At 72.6% G+C, this 17,627-nt stretch carries 19 protein-coding genes; 11 read left to right on the top strand and 8 right to left on the bottom strand.

Annotated features, from left to right (window positions below; genetic code table 11):
* Positions 1–80: 80 nt before the first annotated feature.
* The 3 genes from ACIPPS_RS24770 to ACIPPS_RS24780 are packed head-to-tail and all read right to left on the bottom strand — an operon-like array spanning position 81 to position 1,660.
* Positions 81–770 carry a DNA polymerase beta superfamily protein gene (locus ACIPPS_RS24770; RefSeq protein WP_401435945.1) on the bottom strand — a complete coding sequence of 230 codons (690 nt, stop codon included), beginning with the start codon at positions 768–770 and terminating at the stop codon, positions 81–83.
* Between the two features lie 10 nt (positions 771–780).
* A complete protein-coding gene (locus tag ACIPPS_RS24775) occupies positions 781–1,269 on the bottom strand; it encodes a Rieske (2Fe-2S) protein (protein ID WP_401435947.1) in 489 nt (162 codons plus the stop codon).
* A 55-nt stretch (positions 1,270–1,324) separates the two neighbouring features.
* Positions 1,325–1,660 carry a DUF952 domain-containing protein gene (locus ACIPPS_RS24780; RefSeq protein ID WP_401435950.1) on the bottom strand — a complete coding sequence of 112 codons (336 nt, stop codon included), beginning with the start codon at positions 1,658–1,660 and terminating at the stop codon, positions 1,325–1,327.
* A 151-nt stretch (positions 1,661–1,811) separates the two neighbouring features.
* On the opposite strand from ACIPPS_RS24780, the gene ACIPPS_RS24785 reads away from it, so the two are divergent.
* From ACIPPS_RS24785 to der, 6 genes are all read left to right on the top strand, one after another.
* On the top strand, positions 1,812–2,252 hold the full coding sequence (locus tag ACIPPS_RS24785; RefSeq protein WP_401435952.1) for a YidB family protein: 441 nt from the start codon (positions 1,812–1,814) through the stop codon (positions 2,250–2,252).
* A 124-nt stretch (positions 2,253–2,376) separates the two neighbouring features.
* Positions 2,377–2,739, top strand: a complete 363-nt coding sequence (gene aroH / locus ACIPPS_RS24790) for a chorismate mutase (protein WP_401435955.1) — start codon at positions 2,377–2,379, stop codon at positions 2,737–2,739.
* Positions 2,736–3,824 carry a prephenate dehydrogenase gene (locus ACIPPS_RS24795; protein ID WP_401435958.1) on the top strand — a complete coding sequence of 363 codons (1,089 nt, stop codon included), beginning with the start codon at positions 2,736–2,738 and terminating at the stop codon, positions 3,822–3,824. The genes aroH and ACIPPS_RS24795 overlap by 4 nt, the downstream gene beginning before the upstream one ends.
* Before the next feature lie 206 nt (positions 3,825–4,030).
* The gene (cmk, locus tag ACIPPS_RS24800; RefSeq protein WP_401435960.1) at positions 4,031–4,717 is read left to right on the top strand and encodes a (d)CMP kinase; all 687 of its coding nucleotides are present in this window, start codon (positions 4,031–4,033) and stop codon (positions 4,715–4,717) included.
* 53 nt (positions 4,718–4,770) lie between these two features.
* Complete coding sequence (locus ACIPPS_RS24805; RefSeq protein WP_401436830.1) at positions 4,771–5,358, top strand: lysophospholipid acyltransferase family protein; 588 nt, start codon at positions 4,771–4,773, stop codon at positions 5,356–5,358.
* 70 nt (positions 5,359–5,428) lie between these two features.
* Positions 5,429–6,877, top strand: a complete 1,449-nt coding sequence (der, locus tag ACIPPS_RS24810) for a ribosome biogenesis GTPase Der (protein WP_401435963.1) — start codon at positions 5,429–5,431, stop codon at positions 6,875–6,877.
* Between the two features lie 85 nt (positions 6,878–6,962).
* Here the strand turns inward: der and ACIPPS_RS24815 are convergent, their stop codons facing one another.
* On the bottom strand, positions 6,963–7,235 hold the full coding sequence (locus ACIPPS_RS24815; protein WP_401435965.1) for a hypothetical protein: 273 nt from the start codon (positions 7,233–7,235) through the stop codon (positions 6,963–6,965).
* Between the two features lie 188 nt (positions 7,236–7,423).
* The gene (locus ACIPPS_RS24820) at positions 7,424–8,206 is read right to left on the bottom strand and encodes a hypothetical protein (RefSeq protein ID WP_401435967.1); all 783 of its coding nucleotides are present in this window, start codon (positions 8,204–8,206) and stop codon (positions 7,424–7,426) included.
* A 194-nt stretch (positions 8,207–8,400) separates the two neighbouring features.
* Between ACIPPS_RS24820 and ACIPPS_RS24825 the strand changes: the two genes are divergently transcribed.
* From ACIPPS_RS24825 to ACIPPS_RS24835, 3 genes are all read left to right on the top strand, one after another.
* Positions 8,401–9,036 carry a transglycosylase family protein gene (locus ACIPPS_RS24825; protein ID WP_401435969.1) on the top strand — a complete coding sequence of 212 codons (636 nt, stop codon included), beginning with the start codon at positions 8,401–8,403 and terminating at the stop codon, positions 9,034–9,036.
* Between the two features lie 230 nt (positions 9,037–9,266).
* Positions 9,267–10,544 carry a glycosyltransferase family 4 protein gene (locus ACIPPS_RS24830; protein WP_401435972.1) on the top strand — a complete coding sequence of 426 codons (1,278 nt, stop codon included), beginning with the start codon at positions 9,267–9,269 and terminating at the stop codon, positions 10,542–10,544.
* A 171-nt stretch (positions 10,545–10,715) separates the two neighbouring features.
* Positions 10,716–11,720, top strand: a complete 1,005-nt coding sequence (locus tag ACIPPS_RS24835) for a helix-turn-helix transcriptional regulator (RefSeq protein WP_401435974.1) — start codon at positions 10,716–10,718, stop codon at positions 11,718–11,720.
* Here ACIPPS_RS24835 and ctaD read toward each other — a convergent pair.
* Positions 11,641–13,371, bottom strand: coding sequence for a cytochrome c oxidase subunit I (ctaD, locus tag ACIPPS_RS24840; protein ID WP_401435977.1), 1,731 nt, complete (start codon positions 13,369–13,371; stop codon positions 11,641–11,643). The two genes, ACIPPS_RS24835 and ctaD, sit on opposite strands and share 80 nt — an antisense overlap.
* A 329-nt stretch (positions 13,372–13,700) precedes the next feature.
* On the opposite strand from ctaD, the gene ACIPPS_RS24845 reads away from it, so the two are divergent.
* Positions 13,701–13,904, top strand: coding sequence for a proteinase inhibitor I78 (locus ACIPPS_RS24845; RefSeq protein ID WP_401435980.1), 204 nt, complete (start codon positions 13,701–13,703; stop codon positions 13,902–13,904).
* 102 nt (positions 13,905–14,006) lie between these two features.
* Here the strand turns inward: ACIPPS_RS24845 and ACIPPS_RS24850 are convergent, their stop codons facing one another.
* A complete protein-coding gene (locus ACIPPS_RS24850) occupies positions 14,007–15,038 on the bottom strand; it encodes a phosphatase PAP2 family protein (protein WP_401435982.1) in 1,032 nt (343 codons plus the stop codon).
* A gap of 405 nt (positions 15,039–15,443) precedes the next feature.
* Here ACIPPS_RS24850 and ACIPPS_RS24855 point away from each other — a divergent pair, with 405 nt between their 5' ends.
* The gene (locus ACIPPS_RS24855; protein WP_401435984.1) at positions 15,444–17,102 is read left to right on the top strand and encodes an MFS transporter; all 1,659 of its coding nucleotides are present in this window, start codon (positions 15,444–15,446) and stop codon (positions 17,100–17,102) included.
* A gap of 72 nt (positions 17,103–17,174) precedes the next feature.
* On the opposite strand, the gene ACIPPS_RS24860 is transcribed toward ACIPPS_RS24855, so the two are convergent.
* Positions 17,175–17,609, bottom strand: a complete 435-nt coding sequence (locus ACIPPS_RS24860) for a cell division protein SepF (protein WP_401435987.1) — start codon at positions 17,607–17,609, stop codon at positions 17,175–17,177.
* Positions 17,610–17,627 lie beyond the last annotated feature (18 nt).

The following is a 17,627-nucleotide window of genomic DNA, read 5'->3' on the forward strand; positions in this document are numbered from 1 at the left end:
GTCGCCGCGCAGCAGCCCGACCCGACGCGACCGTGCTGCCGACATGCCAAAGGCCGTGCCGGGCGCGGTAGTCGGCGACGCTAAAGGGCGCGCAGGGCCGATGCGCGGCGGGCGCGGATCAGGAAGTCCTCGACGCGGGCCTGGTCCGGCGCCGCCGGGAGGGGGGAGCGGGTGGCCGCGGCGTCGGCCTCCTCGGTGAGCCGGGTCATCCAGGACTCGACCTCCGCCCACGGGACCTCGCCCCGCTTGACCGCCAGGAGGTGGTCCCGGTCGGTGCCGACGTGGATGGTCAGCTCACCGGTGCGCAGCAGGTCGCGGCAGCTCATCAGGAGCCGCAGCAGATGCATCGCGTGCTTCCAGCGCGGCTCCCCGTACTGGCGGACGTCCGCGTCGAGCTTCCTGCGCTGGCCGGCCGCGTACCGGACGAAGGTCTGGTGCGCCTGGCGGGAGAGGAACGCCTCGCGGAGCGCCACCAGTTCGCGGCCGGTGTCGTCGATGTGCTCGACGACGGGGGAGTGCAGGCACTCCAGGACGTTCGGGTTCGCGCGCAGGGCCAGTTCGCAGAATCGTTCCAGCTCCCAGCTGAACTGCTCCTTCGCGGGCCCCTCCACATGCGCCGGCGGCTTGTCGAAGCGCCAGAACAGCGGCGTCGGGGCGAGGAAGACGCCCCGGCGGTCGGTGTCGCTGTCCTCGGTCTCCAGGCCGAAGGCGCGCGACCCCATGACGCAGGAGTAGATCGTGTGGTCGCGCACCAGGTCTGCCGAAGTCATGCGGGCCAGGCTACGCGAGGGTGATGGAGTCCCCCGACACCGTGATCTCCTCCGCCGGGAGCGGGCGGGTGGCCGGTCCCACGACCACCGATCCGTCCGTGATCTTGAACTTGGAGCCGTGGCACAGGCAGTCGATCGTGCCGTTCTCGACCTTGCCTACGATGCAGCCCTGATGCGTGCAGACCGCCGAGAACGCCTTGAAGTCACCGGCGGTGGGCTGGGTGACGACGACCTTCTCCTCTTTGAAGATCGTTCCGCCGCCGACCGGGACGTCGGTGATCGTCGTGAGCGCCTCGCCGTCCTCCTCGCCCGGCTCCGTCGTCTCGGGCGAGGACGTCGCCGGCGTGCTCGGCTCGTCGGTGGTGACCTCGCCCGTGGGTGTCGGGTTGTCGGTCGTCCCGCCGCTGTCGCCGTCGGAGCCGCAGCCGGTGGCGAGGGCGGCGACGGAACCCGCACCGGCCATCAGGACGGTACGGCGGTTCGTGGCTTCTGGATTCATGCCGTACAGCTTGGCCGCGCGCCCCCGCCCGCGGCCCGCAACACGCCTGGGGGCGTCAGCTCCAGGGCGTCAGCTCCCCCGCACGGCCGTCGGAGTCCCGGCGCACCTCCAGGACCGCTGTGACGGCCGCCCGTTCGATCGGCCCGTAGACGTGCGGGAAGAGCGCGTCCTCCGAGCCCTCCCAGCGCACCTCGGCGCCCAGCCGGGACTCGTCGACGACCAGGACGAGGAGGGGGCCGTGGACGCCCCGGTAGTGCGCGTCCGCGGCGGTCAGCGCCGCCGTCTCGTCCGGCGAGCAGTGGACGAAGCCCTCCGAGGCCAGCGAGGGCGGGGCGTAGGGGAGTTCGGGGTCGGCGGACCATTCGTCCAGCGGTACGACGTGCAGCAGCATGCCGACAGTTGTACCGCGCGCTCCGGGGCGTCGTTCGCCGGGCTCGCGACCGTGCCCCGCGCGCCCCCGCGACCGTCGACTACCCCAGGTGGCGGCACGGTCCGGTCTGGGTGACATTGACCGTGTTCCATCCCGGACGAAAGGCAGGATCATGGCAGGAAACGATCTCGGCAGTCTCCTCGGGGGTCTCCTCGGAGGCGGCGGGCAGAGCGGCGGGCAGAGCGGCGGGCAGGCCGGCGGCGGTGCGAACATCCTCGGCTCGCTGCTCGGCGCGCTGATGGGCGGCAAGGGGACGGCCGACGGCTCCAACCCGCTCGGCGGTCTGATGGACATGCTGACCAGGTCGGGCCTCGCCGACCAGGCGCAGTCCTGGGTCGGCAACGGCCAGAACCAGCCCGTCACCGGCCGGCAGGTCGCCCAGGCGCTCCCCGACGACACGCTGCAGAAGGTCGCCCAGGACGCCGGCGTCAGCCCGCAGCAGGCCGCCGACGAGATCGCCCAGGTCCTGCCCTCGGCCGTCGACAAGCTGACCCCCCAGGGCCAGGTGCCGTCCGGCTCCCTGGAGGACCTCATCCGGCAGCAGCAGCTCTGACCCGGCACCCCCGGCGGCGGCCCCCTCGTCTCGGAGGGCGGTCGCCGCGACGGTGTGTCCGTAGGGCTGACTAGGCTGATCGGAGCACTCTCGCAAGGTTCGCAGGTCAGGTAAGGAGCACGACGTGGCGGTACGAGCGGTCCGAGGCGCCGTCCAGCTGGAACGGGACGAGGCCGGACACATGCGCGAGCAGGTCGAGGAGCTGCTCACCGCCGTCCTGGAACGCAACGCGCTGCAGACCGACGACCTGATCAGCATCTGGTTCACCGCCACGCCGGATCTGCACAGTGACTTCCCGGCCGCCGCCGCGCGCCGCATCGGCATGGACGACGTGCCGCTGATCTGCGCGCAGGAGCTGGACGTCGAGGGCGCCATGCCGAGGGTCGTACGACTCCTCGCGCACGTCGAGTCGGAGTTGCCCAAGTCCGCGATCGCGCACGTCTACCTCGGTGCCGCGGCCGCCCTGCGCAAGGACATCGCCCAGTGAGAACCGCGCTCGTCATCGGAACCGGCCTGATCGGCACCTCGGCGGCGCTCGCGCTCGCCGGCCGTGGCGTCGCCGTCCACCTCCGCGACCACGACCCGGCCAGCGCCCGCACGGCGGCGGCGCTCGGCGCCGGCACGGACGAGGCGCCCGAGGGTCGCGTGGACCTCGCGATCGTCGCCGTACCCCCGGCCCACGTGGCCACCACACTGGCGACGGCCATGCGGGAGGGCGTCGCGCGCGGCTACCTGGACGTCGCGAGCGTCAAGGGCGGCCCGAAGCGGGAGCTGGAGGCGCTGGGGCTCGACCTGACCACGTACATCGGGACGCACCCGATGTCCGGCAAGGAGCGCTCCGGCCCGCTGGCGGGCAGCGCCGACCTCTTCGAGGGCCGGCCCTGGGTCCTCACCCCCACCCGCGACACCGACACCGAGGTCCTGAACCTGGCCCTGGAGCTGGTCGCGCTCTGCCGCGCCGTCCCGGTGGTCATGGACGCCGACGCCCACGACCGCGCGGTCGCGCTCGTCTCGCACACCCCGCAGCTGGTCTCCTCGATGGTCGCCGCCCGGCTGCAGGAGGCCGACGAGACGGCGGTACGGCTCTGTGGCCAGGGCATTCGCGACGTCACCCGGATCGCCGCCTCCGACCCGCGCATGTGGGTCGAGATCCTGTCGGCCAACCCCGGCCCGGTCGCCGACGTCCTCGCGGGCGTCGCGGCCGACCTGGACGAGACGGTTCGGGCGCTCCGCTCGCTCCAGTCCTCCGACGAGGACAAGCGCCGTGAGGGCACCGACGGCGTCGAGGACGTCCTGCGCCGCGGCAACGCGGGGCGCGCCCGGGTCCCGGGCAAGCACGGCGCGGCCCCGGCGCAGTACGAGACCGTCGCCGTCCTGATCAGCGACCAGCCGGGCGAGCTGGCCCGCATCTTCGCGGACGCCGGCCGCGCGGGCGTCAACATCGAGGACGTCCGCATCGAGCACGCGACCGGGCAGCAGGCGGGTCTGGTCCAGCTGATGGTGGAACCCTCGGCGGCCCCGACCCTCGGCGCGTCCCTGCGCGAGCGGGGCTGGGCCCTGAGGACGAGCTGACGGGCGAGCCCGAACCGCGCAGGGGCAGGCCGACGGGCGAGGCGGGCGTCGAGCCGGGTGCGGCGGGCCACCGACGGTGCTCCGCCCCGTCGGCCGACCGGGTGAGGCCGGCGGCGGGCGGCCCTCGGCCGGACGGGTGGCCAGGACTCGGTAACCTTGGGGTGGCCCCCCGCGTCCCGCGAGGCCCTACCGCGTACCCCAGGAAGGTGTTCCCCACCGTGGAAACCGTGATCGTCGCCATCGACGGGCCCTCCGGCACGGGCAAGTCGAGCACCTCGAAGGCGGTTGCCGCCAAGCTGGGTCTGAGCTACCTGGACACCGGGGCGCAGTACCGCGCGATCACCTGGTGGATGATCAGCAACGGCGTCGACGTGCACGACGCCGACGCCGTCGCCAACGCCGCCGCCAAGCCCGTCATCGTCTCGGGCACCGACCCGGGCCGCCCCACGATCACCGTCGACGGCGCCGACGCCGCCGGGCCCATCCGTACCGAAGAGGTCACCTCCAAGGTCAGCGCCGTCAGCGCCGTCCCCGAGGTACGGGCCCTGATCACCGAACTCCAGCGGTCCATCGCCAAGGAGACCGAAGGCGGCATCGTCGTCGAGGGCCGGGACATCGGCACCACCGTCCTGCCGGACGCCGACCTGAAGATCTTCCTCACCGCGTCCCCCGAGGCCCGTGCCGCCCGCCGCTCCGGCGAGCTCAAGGGCGTCGACGTGGCCGCCACCCAGCAGGCCCTGATCAAGCGGGACGCGGCGGACTCCAGCCGTAAGACCTCCCCGCTCGCCAAGGCCGACGACGCCGTCGAGGTCGACACCACCGACCTCACGCTCGACCAGGTGATCGAGTGTGTCGTGACCCTCGTCGAGGAGAAGAGGGCGGCCGCGAAGTGACCCAGCCCTCCGAGAAGGGCGCCGCCGTCGGCCGTGGCATCGGCATCGGGCTGATGTACGGCCTGTGGAGACCGCGCGTCCTCGGCGCCTGGCGAGTGCCGGCCGCCGGACCCGTCATCTTCGCCGTCAACCACGCCCACAACATCGACGGCCCCATGCTCATGGGCACCGCCCCCCGCCCGGTGCACTTCCTGATCAAGAAGGAAGCCTTCGTCGGGCCCCTCGGGCCCTTCCTGGAGGGCATCGGGCAGCTCAAGGTCGACCGCGACAGCACCGACCGGACCGCGATAGCCAACGCCCTCGCGGTCCTGGAGCACGGCGGCGTCCTCGGGATCTTCCCCGAGGGCACCCGGGGCGACGGCGACTTCGCCTCCCTGCGCGCGGGCCTCGCCTACTTCGCCCTCCGCAGCGGCGCCCCGATCGTCCCGGTCGCCGTCCTGGGAAGTTCCGACCGCGGCGGACGGTTGGTCAAGGCACTGCCGCCGCTGCGCAGCCGCGTCGACGTCGTCTTCGGCGAGGCCTTCGAGGCGGGCGACGGCAGCGGCCGGCGCACCCGCAAGGCGCTGGACGAGGCCACCGTACGCATACAGGAGCGGCTGACCGCCCACCTGAAAAACGCCAGGCGCCTCACCGGGCGCTGAGCGAGACTCTGAGTAGTGGGCCCCGAGGCTCGGGGACCCACCGACCACGAATGATCAAGGAACGGACTTCATGAACGACCAGCACGACCACGGGGCACTTGGCGACGCCGAGTACGCGGAGTTCATGGAGCTCGCCGCGGGAGAGGGCTTCGACGTCGAGGAGGTCGAAGGCGCGATCGAGGAGGCCGGGCACGGCCCGCTCCCCGTCCTCGCCGTCGTCGGCCGCCCCAACGTCGGCAAGTCGACCCTGGTGAACCGGATCATCGGCCGCCGCGAGGCCGTCGTCGAGGACAAGCCCGGCGTCACCCGCGACCGCGTCACCTACGAGGCCGAATGGGCCGGCCGCCGCTTCAAGGTCGTCGACACCGGCGGCTGGGAGCAGGACGTCCTCGGCATCGACGCCTCCGTCGCCGCCCAGGCGGAGTACGCCATCGAGGCCGCCGACGCGTGCGTCTTCGTCGTCGACGCCACCGTCGGGGCCACCGACACCGACGAGGCCGTCGTCAGGCTGCTGCGCCGCGCCGGCAAGCCCGTCGTCCTGTGCGCCAACAAGGTCGACGGCCCCTCCGGCGAGGCCGACGCCACCGCCCTGTGGTCGCTCGGCCTCGGCGAGCCGTACCCCGTCTCCTCGCTGCACGGCCGCGGTACGGGCGACATGCTCGACGCCGTCCTCGAGGCCCTGCCCGAGGCCCCCGCGCAGACCTTCGGCAACGCGATCGGCGGCCCCCGCCGCATCGCCCTCATCGGCCGCCCGAACGTCGGCAAGTCCTCGCTCCTGAACAAGGTCGCCAACGAGGACCGCGTCGTCGTCAACGAGCTGGCCGGCACCACCCGCGACCCGGTCGACGAGCTGATCGAGCTCGGCGGCAAGACCTGGAAGTTCGTCGACACCGCGGGCATCCGCAAGAAGGTCCACCTCCAGGAGGGCGCGGACTACTACGCCTCCCTGCGCACGGCCGCCGCGATCGAGAAGGCCGAGGTCGCCGTCGTCCTGATCGACACCACCGACAACATCTCGGTGCAGGACCAGCGCATCATCACGATGGCGGTGGAGTCGGGCCGCGCGCTCGTCATCGCGTACAACAAGTGGGACGAGCTCGACGAGGAGCGGCGCTACTACCTGGAGCGCGAGATCGACACCGAGATGCAGCAGGTCTCCTGGGCTCCTCGGGTCAACGTCTCCGCGAAGACCGGCCGCCACATGGACAGGCTCGTCCCGGCCATCGAGACCGCGCTCGCCGGCTGGGAGACCCGCGTCCCCACCGGCCGGCTGAACGCCTTCCTCGGTGAGCTGGTCGCCGCCCACCCGCACCCGATCCGCGGCGGCAAGCAGCCCCGCATCCTCTTCGGCACGCAGGCCGGGACCAAGCCGCCCCGGTTCGTGCTCTTCTCCTCCGGCTTCCTGGAGGCCGGCTACCGCCGCTTCGTCGAGCGCCGGCTGCGCGAGGAGTTCGGCTTCGAGGGCACGCCGATCCACATCTCGGTGCGGGTCCGCGAGAAGCGCGGCCGCAAGAAGTAGCCGGACAGCGGCAAGGAAGAACGGCGGAGGGCCGGGGCGATGTGCCCCGGCCCTCCGCCGTACCGCTGTCTCCCGCTGCCGGGTCCTACAGCCCCCTGCGGGGCCCCGGCGGAAGTGCCGCCGGAACGTGGTGCTGCGCCGACCACGCCGTCGGCTGCGCCGTGTACCGGTGCAGCCCGTGCCCCTGGCCTCCGTACAGTCCCGCGCCCACCTGCGTCCCGAAGGCCCGGAAACCCAGGTCCTCCTCGCCGCTGCGGTCTCCCGGCAGCGCGCGGAAGGACCGGCGGTACTCCGAGTAGAGCGCGTCGTAGATCGGCGTCGCCGACTGACCTTCCACGAGGTCCTGCGCCGGGCGCATGGACGGGATCGGACTCGGACAGGGCTGGCGGGGTGGGTCGTATGTGTGCACGTATGTGCCAACGACCCCGCCCTCCGTCGGATGCGGGCGGCTCTCCGAAAGAGACGCCCGCCGGGGCCGGGGCACGGTCGGAACCCCCGCGCCACCAGGGACGTACGGGGGTCCTAAGGCGGGGCGCCCGTGCTCCGTCACGTGCCGGCCAGCGGCATCGCGGCCGCCACCAGACGGCCGTTCGCCGCCGCCTTCTCCAGGGCGTCGCGCAGCAGGTCCTCGCGCGGCTGCTGGCCGATCGAGCCGACCGGGGCGGCGAAGACCAGGACCGTGTGCGACTTGTTGGCCGCCGCGCGCCAGCCCTCGGTGACCTGGAGCGGCTGGTGCGCCTGCCACCAGGCGGCCTGCCCGCTGCCGCCCGTGCCCGGCTGGAGCACCGAGTGCAGCTGGCCCATGGCGACCAGCACGGACCAGCCCGGGAGCGTGGCCGGCTTCTGGTTCACGTCGGCGATCGGCTGGAAGCCCTGCTCCACCAGGAGCGGCAGGAACTCGTCGCTCAGCCCGTCCGTACCCGGGCGGGCGACCGGCGCGGTCGGTTCGACGACCAGAGCCGGGTGCAGCTCGCCGCCGATCAGGACGAGACCGCTGGTGACACCCAGCACCGCCTGCTCGGGGTGGGCGGCGGCGAGCTCGTCCGCCGCGTCGGTCGCGGCGATGGAGCGCACGGCGCCCTGCAACTGCTCCTCGGCGACCTTGACGACCTGGGACGGGATGCAGCTGGCGTGGGCGAACGCCAGGACGGCGGTCTCCTCGCCGACGAACAGCACCGTGCTCGTGCGCTCCTGCTCGGAGTCGCCCGGCGTGCGGCAGGAGGTGCAGTCGTAGCTGCCCGGGGCGTTGTCGCCGGCGAGCAGCCGGTCGGCTTCTTCGTCGCCGATCTCGGCGCGTACGTCCTCGCTGACGTCGAGCATGCGCGGCACGGGGGGCTCCCTGGACTCGGTACGTGCGACGCCGGGCGGTTCCCGGCACGTCTCATGACGAGTTCAACGGGGAAGGCTCGGCCGGGGTCACGCGTCCGGGTGAGGCAACTTGTGTGACTCCGACCGGGTGGGGCACGCGTGTCCTCCCGCGCGGCACCGGGCCGCGCCGCCCGTCACCTGCCTAGCCTGCCGCGATGACGATGATCAGATGGTGGACAGCCGGTGCGTCAGCCGCCGCCGCGCTGATGACGCTCCTTCCGACCCCGGCGACGGCGGCCGCGCACCAGCCGGCAGCGCACCAGCCGGCCGGGCAGCGGGCGGCGGTGCGGCAGGTGGCGGTGGAGCGGGTCGCGGTGGAGCGGCGTGTGGCGGCGGCCCCCGGGGCCCCCGCGTACGCCTGCGCCAAGGACCAGTGGCCGTGGGGCTGTGTCGCCCTGTGCGAGAGCAGCGGCCGCTGGCACGTCAACACGGGCAACGGCTTCTACGGCGGGCTGCAGTTCTGGCAGCCCACCTGGGTCGAGCACGGCGGACTGCGGTACGCCGAGCGCGCCGACCTGGCGACCCGTCAGCAGCAGATCACCGTCGCCGAGGCGGTGCTGCGCACCCAGGGGTGGGCGGCCTGGCCGGTCTGCTCCAAGCGGTACGGGCTGAGCGGGCGGGCGCATGTGGTGCAGCCGGGCGACACGCTGAGCTCGGTCGCGCGGAGGTTCGGGATCGCGGGCGGCTGGCAGGCGCTGCACAAGGCGAACCGGAGCGTCGTCGGGGCGGACCCGAACCGGCTCCTCGTCGGCACGATGCTGCGGATCTCCCCGCTCACCGCGCTGCGCTGAGACACCTCCTGCTGAGGCACCCTCGCCGCGCTGCCGGCCCTGAACACGGCGGGCGGCCGCGGGCGTTCGCGACGCGGCTCACCGTCACTTCCCCTCCGGCGGTGAGCCGCTTCACGTCGTGGTCCGGCTGTGAGCAGACCGCCCCGGAGGAGACCGCCCGTCGACCTGGGCGCCCACCGCAGTACAGTCGCTCTTCATCGACCGACTGACCACGGGGGACCCGCAGCCCGATGCGCATCTCGTTCCTGCTCCACAACGCGTACCACATCGGTGGCACCATCCGGACGACGTTCACCCTCGCCCAGGTGCTGGCCGAGCGACACGAGGTGGAGATCGTCTCGGTGTTCCGGCACCGTGACGAGCCGGTGCTCGGCGTCCCCTCCGGCGTGACCCTGCGTCACCTCGTGGACCTGCGCGGGAACAGCCCCGACTACGACGGCGAGCACCCCGACATCTCCCGGCCGGCCCGGGTCTTCCCGCGCGGCGACGGCCGGTGGAAGCAGTACAGCGCGCTCACCGACGCCCGGATCGGCGCGCACCTGGCGTCCGTCGAGGCCGACGTGGTGGTGTCGACCCGGCCCGGGCTCAACGTCCACCTCGCCCGGCAGACCCGGCGCGGGCCGGTCCTCGTCGGCCAGGAGCACCTGATCCTGGACGGCCACACCTACCGGCTGCGCCGCGAGATCGCCCATCGGTACGCGGTCCTGGACGCCGTCACCACGGTCACCGAGGCCGACGCCCGCTCGTACCGGACCCGGCTGCGGCTGCCGGGGGTCCGGATCGACGCGGTGCCCAACAGCGTGCCCACGCCCGGCCTCCCGCCCGCCGACCCCGCCTCGAAGATCGTCGTCGCGGCGGGCCGACTGACCCCGGTCAAGCGGTACGACGTCCTGGTGGACGCCTTCGCCGAGGTGGTCGCGGCCCGCCCGGACTGGAAGCTGCGGATCTACGGCGAGGGCGACCAGGGCGGCGACACGAGGCCGGCGCTCGCCCGGCAGATCGAGAGGCTCGGCCTGGGGGAGAACGTCTTCCTCATGGGCATGGCCAACCCGATGGAACCGGAGTGGGCCAAGGGCTCGATCGCCGCCGTCACCTCGCGGCGCGAGTCCTTCGGCATGACCCTCGTCGAGGCGATGCGGTGCGGGCTGCCGGTCGTCTCCACCGACTGCCCGTACGGCCCCCGGGAGATCGTCGAGGACGGGGTCGACGGCCGGCTGGTGCCGGTGGACGACGCCCCCGCCGTGGCCCGGGCCCTGCTCGAACTCATCGAGGACGACGAACTGCGCGCCAAGACCGCGCGGGCGGCGCTCACCGCGTCCGAGCGCTTCGACCCGGTCCGGATCGCCGCCCGTCACGAGGAGATCTGGAGCGAACTCGTCGCCCGGGGCGCGAGCGGCCGCGCCCACGGCCGGCTGCGCGAGACCCGCCACCGCGCGGTCGGCACCCTGGTCGACGCCGGCTACGAACTGAAGCGCCGGATCGGGGTTCTCGTACGCCGCTTCCGCTGAGCCGCGGTCGTCCGAGCCGCGGTCGTCCGAGCCGCGGTCGTCCGAGCCGCGGTCCTCCGAGCCGCGGTCGTCGTGTACGGCCCGCGGCGGACGGGCCGCGGCGCAGAGCCCGCAGCGCGCAGCCGCCGTTGAGGACCGTGGCTGTCCGCGAGGGCTGGCAGACTCGGGGCCATGTTGGAGACCTCCGCACGGCTGCTGCGTCTGCTCTCGCTGCTGCAGGCCCACCGCGAGTGGTCCGGCGCCGACCTCGCCGACCGGCTCGGGGTGACCACCCGGACCGTGCGCCGGGACGTCGACCGGCTGCGCGAGCTCGGTTACCCGGTCAACGCCAGCCCCGGCACCGGCGGCGGCTACCAGCTGGGCGCCGGTGCCGAGTTGCCGCCGCTGCTGCTCGACGACGACGAGGCCGTCGCCGTCGCGGTCGGGCTGCGCACGGCCGCCGGGCAGGGCGTCGAGGGCATCGGCGAGGCCTCCGTACGCGCCCTGGCCAAGCTGGAGCAGGTGCTGCCCGGCCGGCTGCGCCGCCGCGTGAGCACCCTCAACGCCTTCACCGTGCCGATGCTGCGCACCCCCGTCGACGTGGTCGACCCGGCCGTCCTGACCGAGCTGGCCAACGCCTGCCGGGACAGCGAGCGGCTGCGCTTCGCGTATCGCGACCACGGCGGTGCGGCCACCCGCCGCACGGTCGAGCCGCACCGCCTGGTCTGCACCGAGCGCCGCTGGTACCTGGTCGCCTGGGACGTGGACCGGGGCGACTGGCGTACGTTCCGGGCCGATCGGATCGAGCCGAGGCCGCCGCACGGCCCGCGCTTCCCGCCCCGCGAGCCGCCCGCCGAGGACCTGGCCGCCTATGTCGCGAAGGGCGTCTCCCGTGCGGCCTACGCGGCCGAGGCGACGATCCGGCTGCACGTCCCGCTCGCCGAGGCGGCCGCGGCCGTCGGGCCGATGGACGGCGTGCTCGAGCCCGACGGGGACGGCGCCTGTCTGCTGCGCGCGGGTGCGGGCAGCCTCGCCGGCATGGTCGTCCATGTGCTGATGCTGGGCCTCGAGTTCGAGGTGGTGGCCCCGGCGGAGCTGGACGACTGGGTCCGGGTGCTCAGGGACCGGCTGTCCCGTTCGCTGGATCGCTCGGCGGACTCGGCGGCTCATCCGGGGCCGGAGCGTCCGGAGCCGTGAGCCGCAACCGCTCGTAGGCCACGAACTCCGGGTGGTGCAGGTCGAACGCCGGTGACTCGGAGCGGATCCTCGGGACCGCGTCGAAGTTGTGCCGGGGCGGCGGGCAGGACGTCGCCCACTCCAGGGAGCGACCGAACCCCCAGGGGTCGTCCACCTCGACCTTCGGCGCGTAGCGGGCGGTGACCCACACGTTGTAGAGGAACGGCAGCGTGGACGCGCCGAGCAGGAACGCGCCGATGGAGGAGACCGTGTTGAGCGCCGTGAACCCGTCGGCGTCCAGATAGTCGGCGTACCGCCGGGGCATGCCCTCCGCGCCGAGCCAGTGCTGCACGAGGAACGTCATGTGGAAGCCCACGAACAGCGTCCAGAAGTGCACCTTGCCCAGGCGCTCGTCGAGCATCCTGCCGGTGAACTTGGGCCACCAGAAGGTGAAGCCGGCGAAGGTCGCGAAGACCACCGTGCCGAAGACCGTGTAGTGGAAGTGGGCGACGACGAAGTACGAGTCGGTGACGGCGAAGTCCATCGGCGGCGAGGCCAGGATGACGCCGGTCAGCCCGCCGAAGAGGAAGGACACCAGGAAGCCGACCGACCAGAGCATGGGCGTCTCGAAGGAGAGCGAGCCCTTGAGCATCGTGCCGGTCCAGTTGAAGAACTTCACCCCGGTCGGCACGGCGATCAGGAACGACAGCAGCGAGAAGAACGGCAGCAGCACCGCCCCGGTGGCGAACATGTGGTGCGCCCACACGACCACCGAGAGGCCGGTGATCGTCATGGTGGCGGCGATGAGGGTCGCGTAACCGAAGATCGGCTTGCGGGCGAAGACCGGGATGATCTCGCTGACGATCCCGAAGAACGGCAGCGCGATGATGTAGACCTCGGGGTGGCCGAAGAACCAGAAGAGGTGCTGCCACAGCAGCGCCCCGCCGTTCTCGGGCTGGAAGACCAGCGAGCCGAACCGCCGGTCGGACTCCAGGACCAGCAGCGCCGCGGCCAGCACCGGGAAGGCCATCAGGACCAGGATCGCGGTGAAGAGGACGTTCCAGGTGAAGATCGGCATCCGGAACATCGTCATGCCGGGCGCCCGCATCCCGACGATCGTGGCCAGGAAGTTCACCGAGGTGAGGATCGTGCCGAAGCCGGAGAGCGCGAGGCCCATGATCCACAGGTCGGGGCCGATGCCGGGGGAGCGCTCCAGGCTGTTGAGCGGGGCGTAGGCGGTCCAGCCGAAGGCGGCGGGCCCGCTCGGCACGAGCAGCGAGCCGAGCACCATCAGGCCGCCGAAGAGGAACAGCCAGTACGAGAACATGTTCAGCCGCGGGAAGGCGACGTCGGGGGCGCCGATCTGGAGCGGCACCAGCTCGTTGGCGAAGCCGGCGAAGGTGGGCGTCGCGAAGAGCAGCAGCATGATCGTGCCGTGCAGCGTGAACGCCTGGTTGAACTGCTGGTTGTCGAGGAGCTGGAGGCCGGGGCGGGCCAGCTCGGCCCGCATCAGCATCGCCATCACCCCGGCGGTCAGGAAGAAGAGGAACGAGGTGACCAGATAGAGGTGGCCGATCTTCTTGTGGTCGGTGGTGGTGAGCCAGTCGATCAGGACCCGCCCATGCCGTTCCCGCGGTGATTCGACGGCCGCGGTCGCGGTGTCGGTGCCCATCGACGCCTCCGGTTCCGAGTCGTCCGGACATGATGCGCGCCTCTGGGGCGGGGACGGGGGAGGCGGGCCGACGGGATGCTCCGGTCGGCCGAACGTGTGCGCGTCCTGCGAGGAAATCGTGAATACCGCGCGGGCGTCACAGTCCCCTGAATTCGGCCGACCGGACGGCGGAACGGAATTCCGGAAGCCTTCGCGGGAACTGTCCGAAGCGCCCTTCAATTCCCGTCGATTCGGCCGGAAACTGCCCTGACGAGTGACGGTCGGCGTGTCAAACATACGTCGAGAAGCTGTGACACAAGCGTGACCGGTAAGGGACTAACGTGATCCCCATGACATCCAAGCCGACCATCCCCGTACCGCCGGAAGACTATGTGGGACTCGACCGGGAGCACGCCGAACGGCTCGCCCGCGACCATGGCTGGAGCGTGGTCCGCTCCCTGCCGCCGGGCTCGATCATCACGATGGAGTACCTGGAGGGCCGCATCAACTTCGAGGTGGCGGACGACACCGTCACCCGTTGCTGGCTCGGCTAGACCCGCCCTCCGGGGCGGGCCGCACGACGAAGGGCCCCGGCGGGTTCGCCGGGGCCCTTCCGCTGTCGTGGGGGGTGTCGGTACGTCGGTGCGTCCGTCCGCTCAGCCGCCGGTGAGCGGCCGCGAGCGCGGCGGTCGACGGCTGCCGGCCGGGGCGACCGGCGGCCGCTCCGGGCGCGCGGAGTGCCCCGCGTGTCCGGCATGGGCCGTGTGCGTCCGGGTGCCGGCGAGCGGCGGCGCGAGCCGGCCGTCCGCCCGTGGGGCGGACGAGGCCCGTCCGCTGTGGGCGCCGACGGTCTCCCTGACCGGCTCCTCGGCCGCGGCCGGGCGCTGCGGGTACAGCGTGGTGCGCGGCCCACCGGTCGCCACGGGCAGCGAGGGGACCAGCCGGCGACGGGCCCGCAACTGCTCGCGCAGCCGGTCGCGGGCGCTGAGCACGATGGCCTCCACCCGGCTGATCAGCGGCTCGCACCAGGGCAGCGCCAGCAGGATGAGCAGCCCGGCGGCCCAGCCGAGCAGCACGTCGCTCAGCCAGTGCGTACCGATGTAGACCGTGGTCAGGCCCACGCCGAGCGCGACCACGGCGGAGAGCGCCGAGAGATAGCGCCGGGCCCGCGGGGTGGTCGCCAGATAGGCCAGGATGCCCCAGGTCACGACCGCGTTGGCGGTGTGGCCGGAAGGGAATATATCGCCGCCCGCGAAGAGCTCGGCCGAGCCGATCTGCGTCGCGTAGTGGGGACCGAGGCGGCCGAGTCCGAGCTTGACCGCGCCGACGGTGACGTTGAGCAGGAGCAGAGCGGCGCCGAGGGTGAGCAGCGGCCGCAGGGTGTGCTGGCGCCAGGAGCGCCAGCCCAGCCAGGCCGCCACCATCACGGCCGTCGGGCCGCGCTGGCCGAGAACGACGTAGTAGTCGAGGAAGGGGTGCAGGTCCGGCCACTGCTGATAGGGCCGGAAGAGCATGATCTTCCAGTCGAGGGTCACCAGCCAGGTCGAGAGCAGCACGGCCACGACGATGGCGAGATAGAACGCCAGCGTCCCGCCGAAGAGGGCGAGACGCGTGCGGGTCATCCCCGGGACCTCTATCTTCGGCGGTTCCGGCTCCCGGTCCAGCCGGGCAAAGATGTCGGTACGCACCCAATCGACGTTACAGGGAGTGAGTGTCGACCTTGGTCGATCCGGTGTCTTTGTGATGACGATGTGATGTGGAGTAGGTCTCAGCGCGGGGTTTATTCCTGGCGCCTGTCTGAGAATCCGATGACCTTGATCCCTATGGGGGGCAGGTGACTTTCCGGAAGTCTGTTTGTACGTCCCAGGGATTTCCCAAACAGTTGTGCGGGGCGAATTCGAGGCGACACGCGGCCCCGGTGGAGTGGCGTAGGACACACCCGGCGGCCCGCCGGGGTGAGAGCTGCACCACGCTCTCGTGCCGCGAACTCGCGTACGCTGACTGCTCACTCGCCCGTCGATGCCGGGCCGCCCGGGGATCCGAACCCCCGGCCGGCGCCCGCCGATGCGAGGGGTTCACTGGGAGGTACGTACATGCAGCGGACGATCACGCCCGGGGCACGGCTCCGTGCCGCCGCCGACGGCGCCAACCGCTGGGTCGTCCTCGTCGTCCTGTGCGTCAGCCTGCTGCTGGTCGCGCTGGACGCCACCGTGCTCCACGTCGCCGTCCCCTCCCTCACCGAGGACCTGCGCCCCAGCTCCACCGCGCTGCTCTGGATCGTCGACGCCTACCCGCTGATCTGTGCCGCGCTGCTCATCCTCTTCGGCACGCTGGGTGACCGGGTCGGCAGACGGCGGGTCCTGCTCCTCGGCTACGCGCTCTTCGGTGTCGCCTCGGCCGTCGCGGCCCTCGCCACCGCCCCCGGCGTCCTGATCGGCGCCCGCGCCCTGCTCGGCGTCGGCGGCGCGATGATCATGCCCGCCACCCTCTCGATCCTCCGGGCGGTCTTCCCCGACCGGCGCGAGCGGGCCACCGCCATCGGTATCTGGACAGCCGTGGCCGCCGTCGGCGCCGCCACCGGTCCGGTGCTCGGCGGCTTCCTGGTCGAGCACTACTGGTGGGGCTCGGTCTTCCTGATCAACATCCCGCTGATGGCGCTGATCCTGCCGCTCGGCCGCTGGCTGCTGCCCGAGTCCAAGGGGAGCGACGACGGCCCCTGGGACGTGGTCGGCGCGCTGATGGCCGCCGCCGGCGTGCTCGGCGCGGTCCTCGGCGTGAAGCGGATCGGCGCGGGCGAGTACCTGCTCGCCCCGGCGACCTGCGCCCCGCTGCTCCTCGGCGCGGCGCTGCTGATCCTCTTCGTCCGCAGGCAGAAGCGCCGCGAGCACCCGCTGATCGACATGCGGCTGTTCTCGCGGGCCGCCTTCACCACGTCCGTCGGCTGCATCGTGCTCGCCATGCTGGCCCTGGTCGGCCTGGAGCTGATCGCCGTCCAGTACCTCCAGCTCGTCCTCGGACTCAGCCCCCTGGAGACCGGGCTCAGGCTGCTGCCGCTCACCTTCGCGGCCATGGCGGCCGGCGCCACCGGCTCGTACACCCTGCGCCGGATCGGGCCGCGCCGGATGGTCGGCTGGGGCTTCGTCCTCACCGCCGCCGCCGTGCTGCTGCTCGTCATGATGGGCCAGCACGACCGGCCGCTCCTGCTCACCTGCGGCTTCGTGCTCCTCGGCTTCGGGCTGCAGACCACCCTCTTCTCCGCCTACGAGTCGATGCTCAGCGAGGCCCCACCGGAGAGCGCGGGCGGGGCGGCGGCCATCGGCGAGACCTCCTACCAGCTCGGCGCCGGCATGGGCATCGCGCTGCTCGGCAGCGTGATGAACGCGGCGTACGCCCCCGGCCTGGCCTCCGTCCCCGACGTGCCGGCCGAGGCGAGCAGGGCCGCCGCGAACTCGCTCGGTGAGGCCTACCAGGTCGCCGACCAGCTCGGCGGCCCGGCGGGTGCGGCGCTGTACCACGCGGCCCGGCACGCCTTCGTGGACGGCCTGCACATCACCCTGTTCGTCAGCGCCGGCCTGCTGCTGGTCGGGGCGCTGATGGCGCTGCGGCTGCCGCGCGTCATGGAGTGCACGGTCGATCCGGAGGACCTGGTGACGCCGGCCCCCGAGGAGGCGTCGGCCCCCGAGGAGGTACGGGTGCCGGCCAGCCGTGAGCCCGTCGAGCCCGCCGCCGCGTCCGGTCGCCGGACGCGCTGAGGCGCGCCGGAGGCGCCGGACGGTGATCGGTGGGCGTTCTCCGGAGCCGCCCGGTGCGAGGCGGCCCCGGGCTCAGCTCTGGTTGAAGAAGCCGTCCTGCGAGCGGCCCGCGGGGTCGCCGCTGATGATCTGCGTGTCGGCCGGCGTCAGCAGGAAGACCCGCGTCGCCACCCGCTCGATCGAGCCGCGCAGACCGAAGGCGAGCCCGGCGGCGAAGTCCACCACGCGCTTGGCGTCGGAGGGCTCCATGGCGGTGAGGTTCACGATGACCGGGACGCCGTCCCGGAAGAGCTCGCCGATGCCCCGGGCGTCCCGGAACCCGTCCGGGGAGACGGTCGCGATCCGGCGGCCCTGCACCTGGGCCGAGTCGGACGCCACCCGGACCCGGGGGTCCGTCACCCAGGCGTCGGCGCTCTCGTTACCCTCGGCGTACTCGTCGTCGTAGTAACGCTCGTCGTTGTCCTCGACGAGTCCCAGCCAGGCACTGGCCTTGCGCACCGATCCCATGGACGCCTCCTTTCAACG

The sequence above is a fragment of the Streptomyces sp. NPDC090127 genome (genome assembly GCF_044746945.1).
Lineage (GTDB): Bacteria > Actinomycetota > Actinomycetes > Streptomycetales > Streptomycetaceae > Streptomyces.

What these genes read in the sequence shown, in the direction of transcription:
- ACIPPS_RS24770 (WP_401435945.1), bottom strand. Translation starts at nt 770, where the DNA reads ATGACTTCGGCAGACCTGGTGCGCGACCACACGATCTACTCCTGCGTC.
- ACIPPS_RS24775 (WP_401435947.1), bottom strand. Translation starts at nt 1,269, where the DNA reads ATGAATCCAGAAGCCACGAACCGCCGTACCGTCCTGATGGCCGGTGCG.
- ACIPPS_RS24780 (WP_401435950.1), bottom strand. Translation starts at nt 1,660, where the DNA reads ATGCTGCTGCACGTCGTACCGCTGGACGAATGGTCCGCCGACCCCGAA.
- ACIPPS_RS24785 (WP_401435952.1), top strand. Translation starts at nt 1,812, where the DNA reads ATGGCAGGAAACGATCTCGGCAGTCTCCTCGGGGGTCTCCTCGGAGGC.
- ACIPPS_RS24805 (WP_401436830.1), top strand. Translation starts at nt 4,771, where the DNA reads ATGTACGGCCTGTGGAGACCGCGCGTCCTCGGCGCCTGGCGAGTGCCG.
- der (WP_401435963.1), top strand. Translation starts at nt 5,429, where the DNA reads ATGAACGACCAGCACGACCACGGGGCACTTGGCGACGCCGAGTACGCG.
- ACIPPS_RS24815 (WP_401435965.1), bottom strand. Translation starts at nt 7,235, where the DNA reads ATGCGCCCGGCGCAGGACCTCGTGGAAGGTCAGTCGGCGACGCCGATC.
- ACIPPS_RS24825 (WP_401435969.1), top strand. Translation starts at nt 8,401, where the DNA reads ATGACGATGATCAGATGGTGGACAGCCGGTGCGTCAGCCGCCGCCGCG.
- ACIPPS_RS24830 (WP_401435972.1), top strand. Translation starts at nt 9,267, where the DNA reads ATGCGCATCTCGTTCCTGCTCCACAACGCGTACCACATCGGTGGCACC.
- ACIPPS_RS24835 (WP_401435974.1), top strand. Translation starts at nt 10,716, where the DNA reads ATGTTGGAGACCTCCGCACGGCTGCTGCGTCTGCTCTCGCTGCTGCAG.
- ctaD (WP_401435977.1), bottom strand. Translation starts at nt 13,371, where the DNA reads ATGGGCACCGACACCGCGACCGCGGCCGTCGAATCACCGCGGGAACGG.
- ACIPPS_RS24845 (WP_401435980.1), top strand. Translation starts at nt 13,701, where the DNA reads ATGACATCCAAGCCGACCATCCCCGTACCGCCGGAAGACTATGTGGGA.
- ACIPPS_RS24855 (WP_401435984.1), top strand. Translation starts at nt 15,444, where the DNA reads ATGCAGCGGACGATCACGCCCGGGGCACGGCTCCGTGCCGCCGCCGAC.
- ACIPPS_RS24860 (WP_401435987.1), bottom strand. Translation starts at nt 17,609, where the DNA reads ATGGGATCGGTGCGCAAGGCCAGTGCCTGGCTGGGACTCGTCGAGGAC.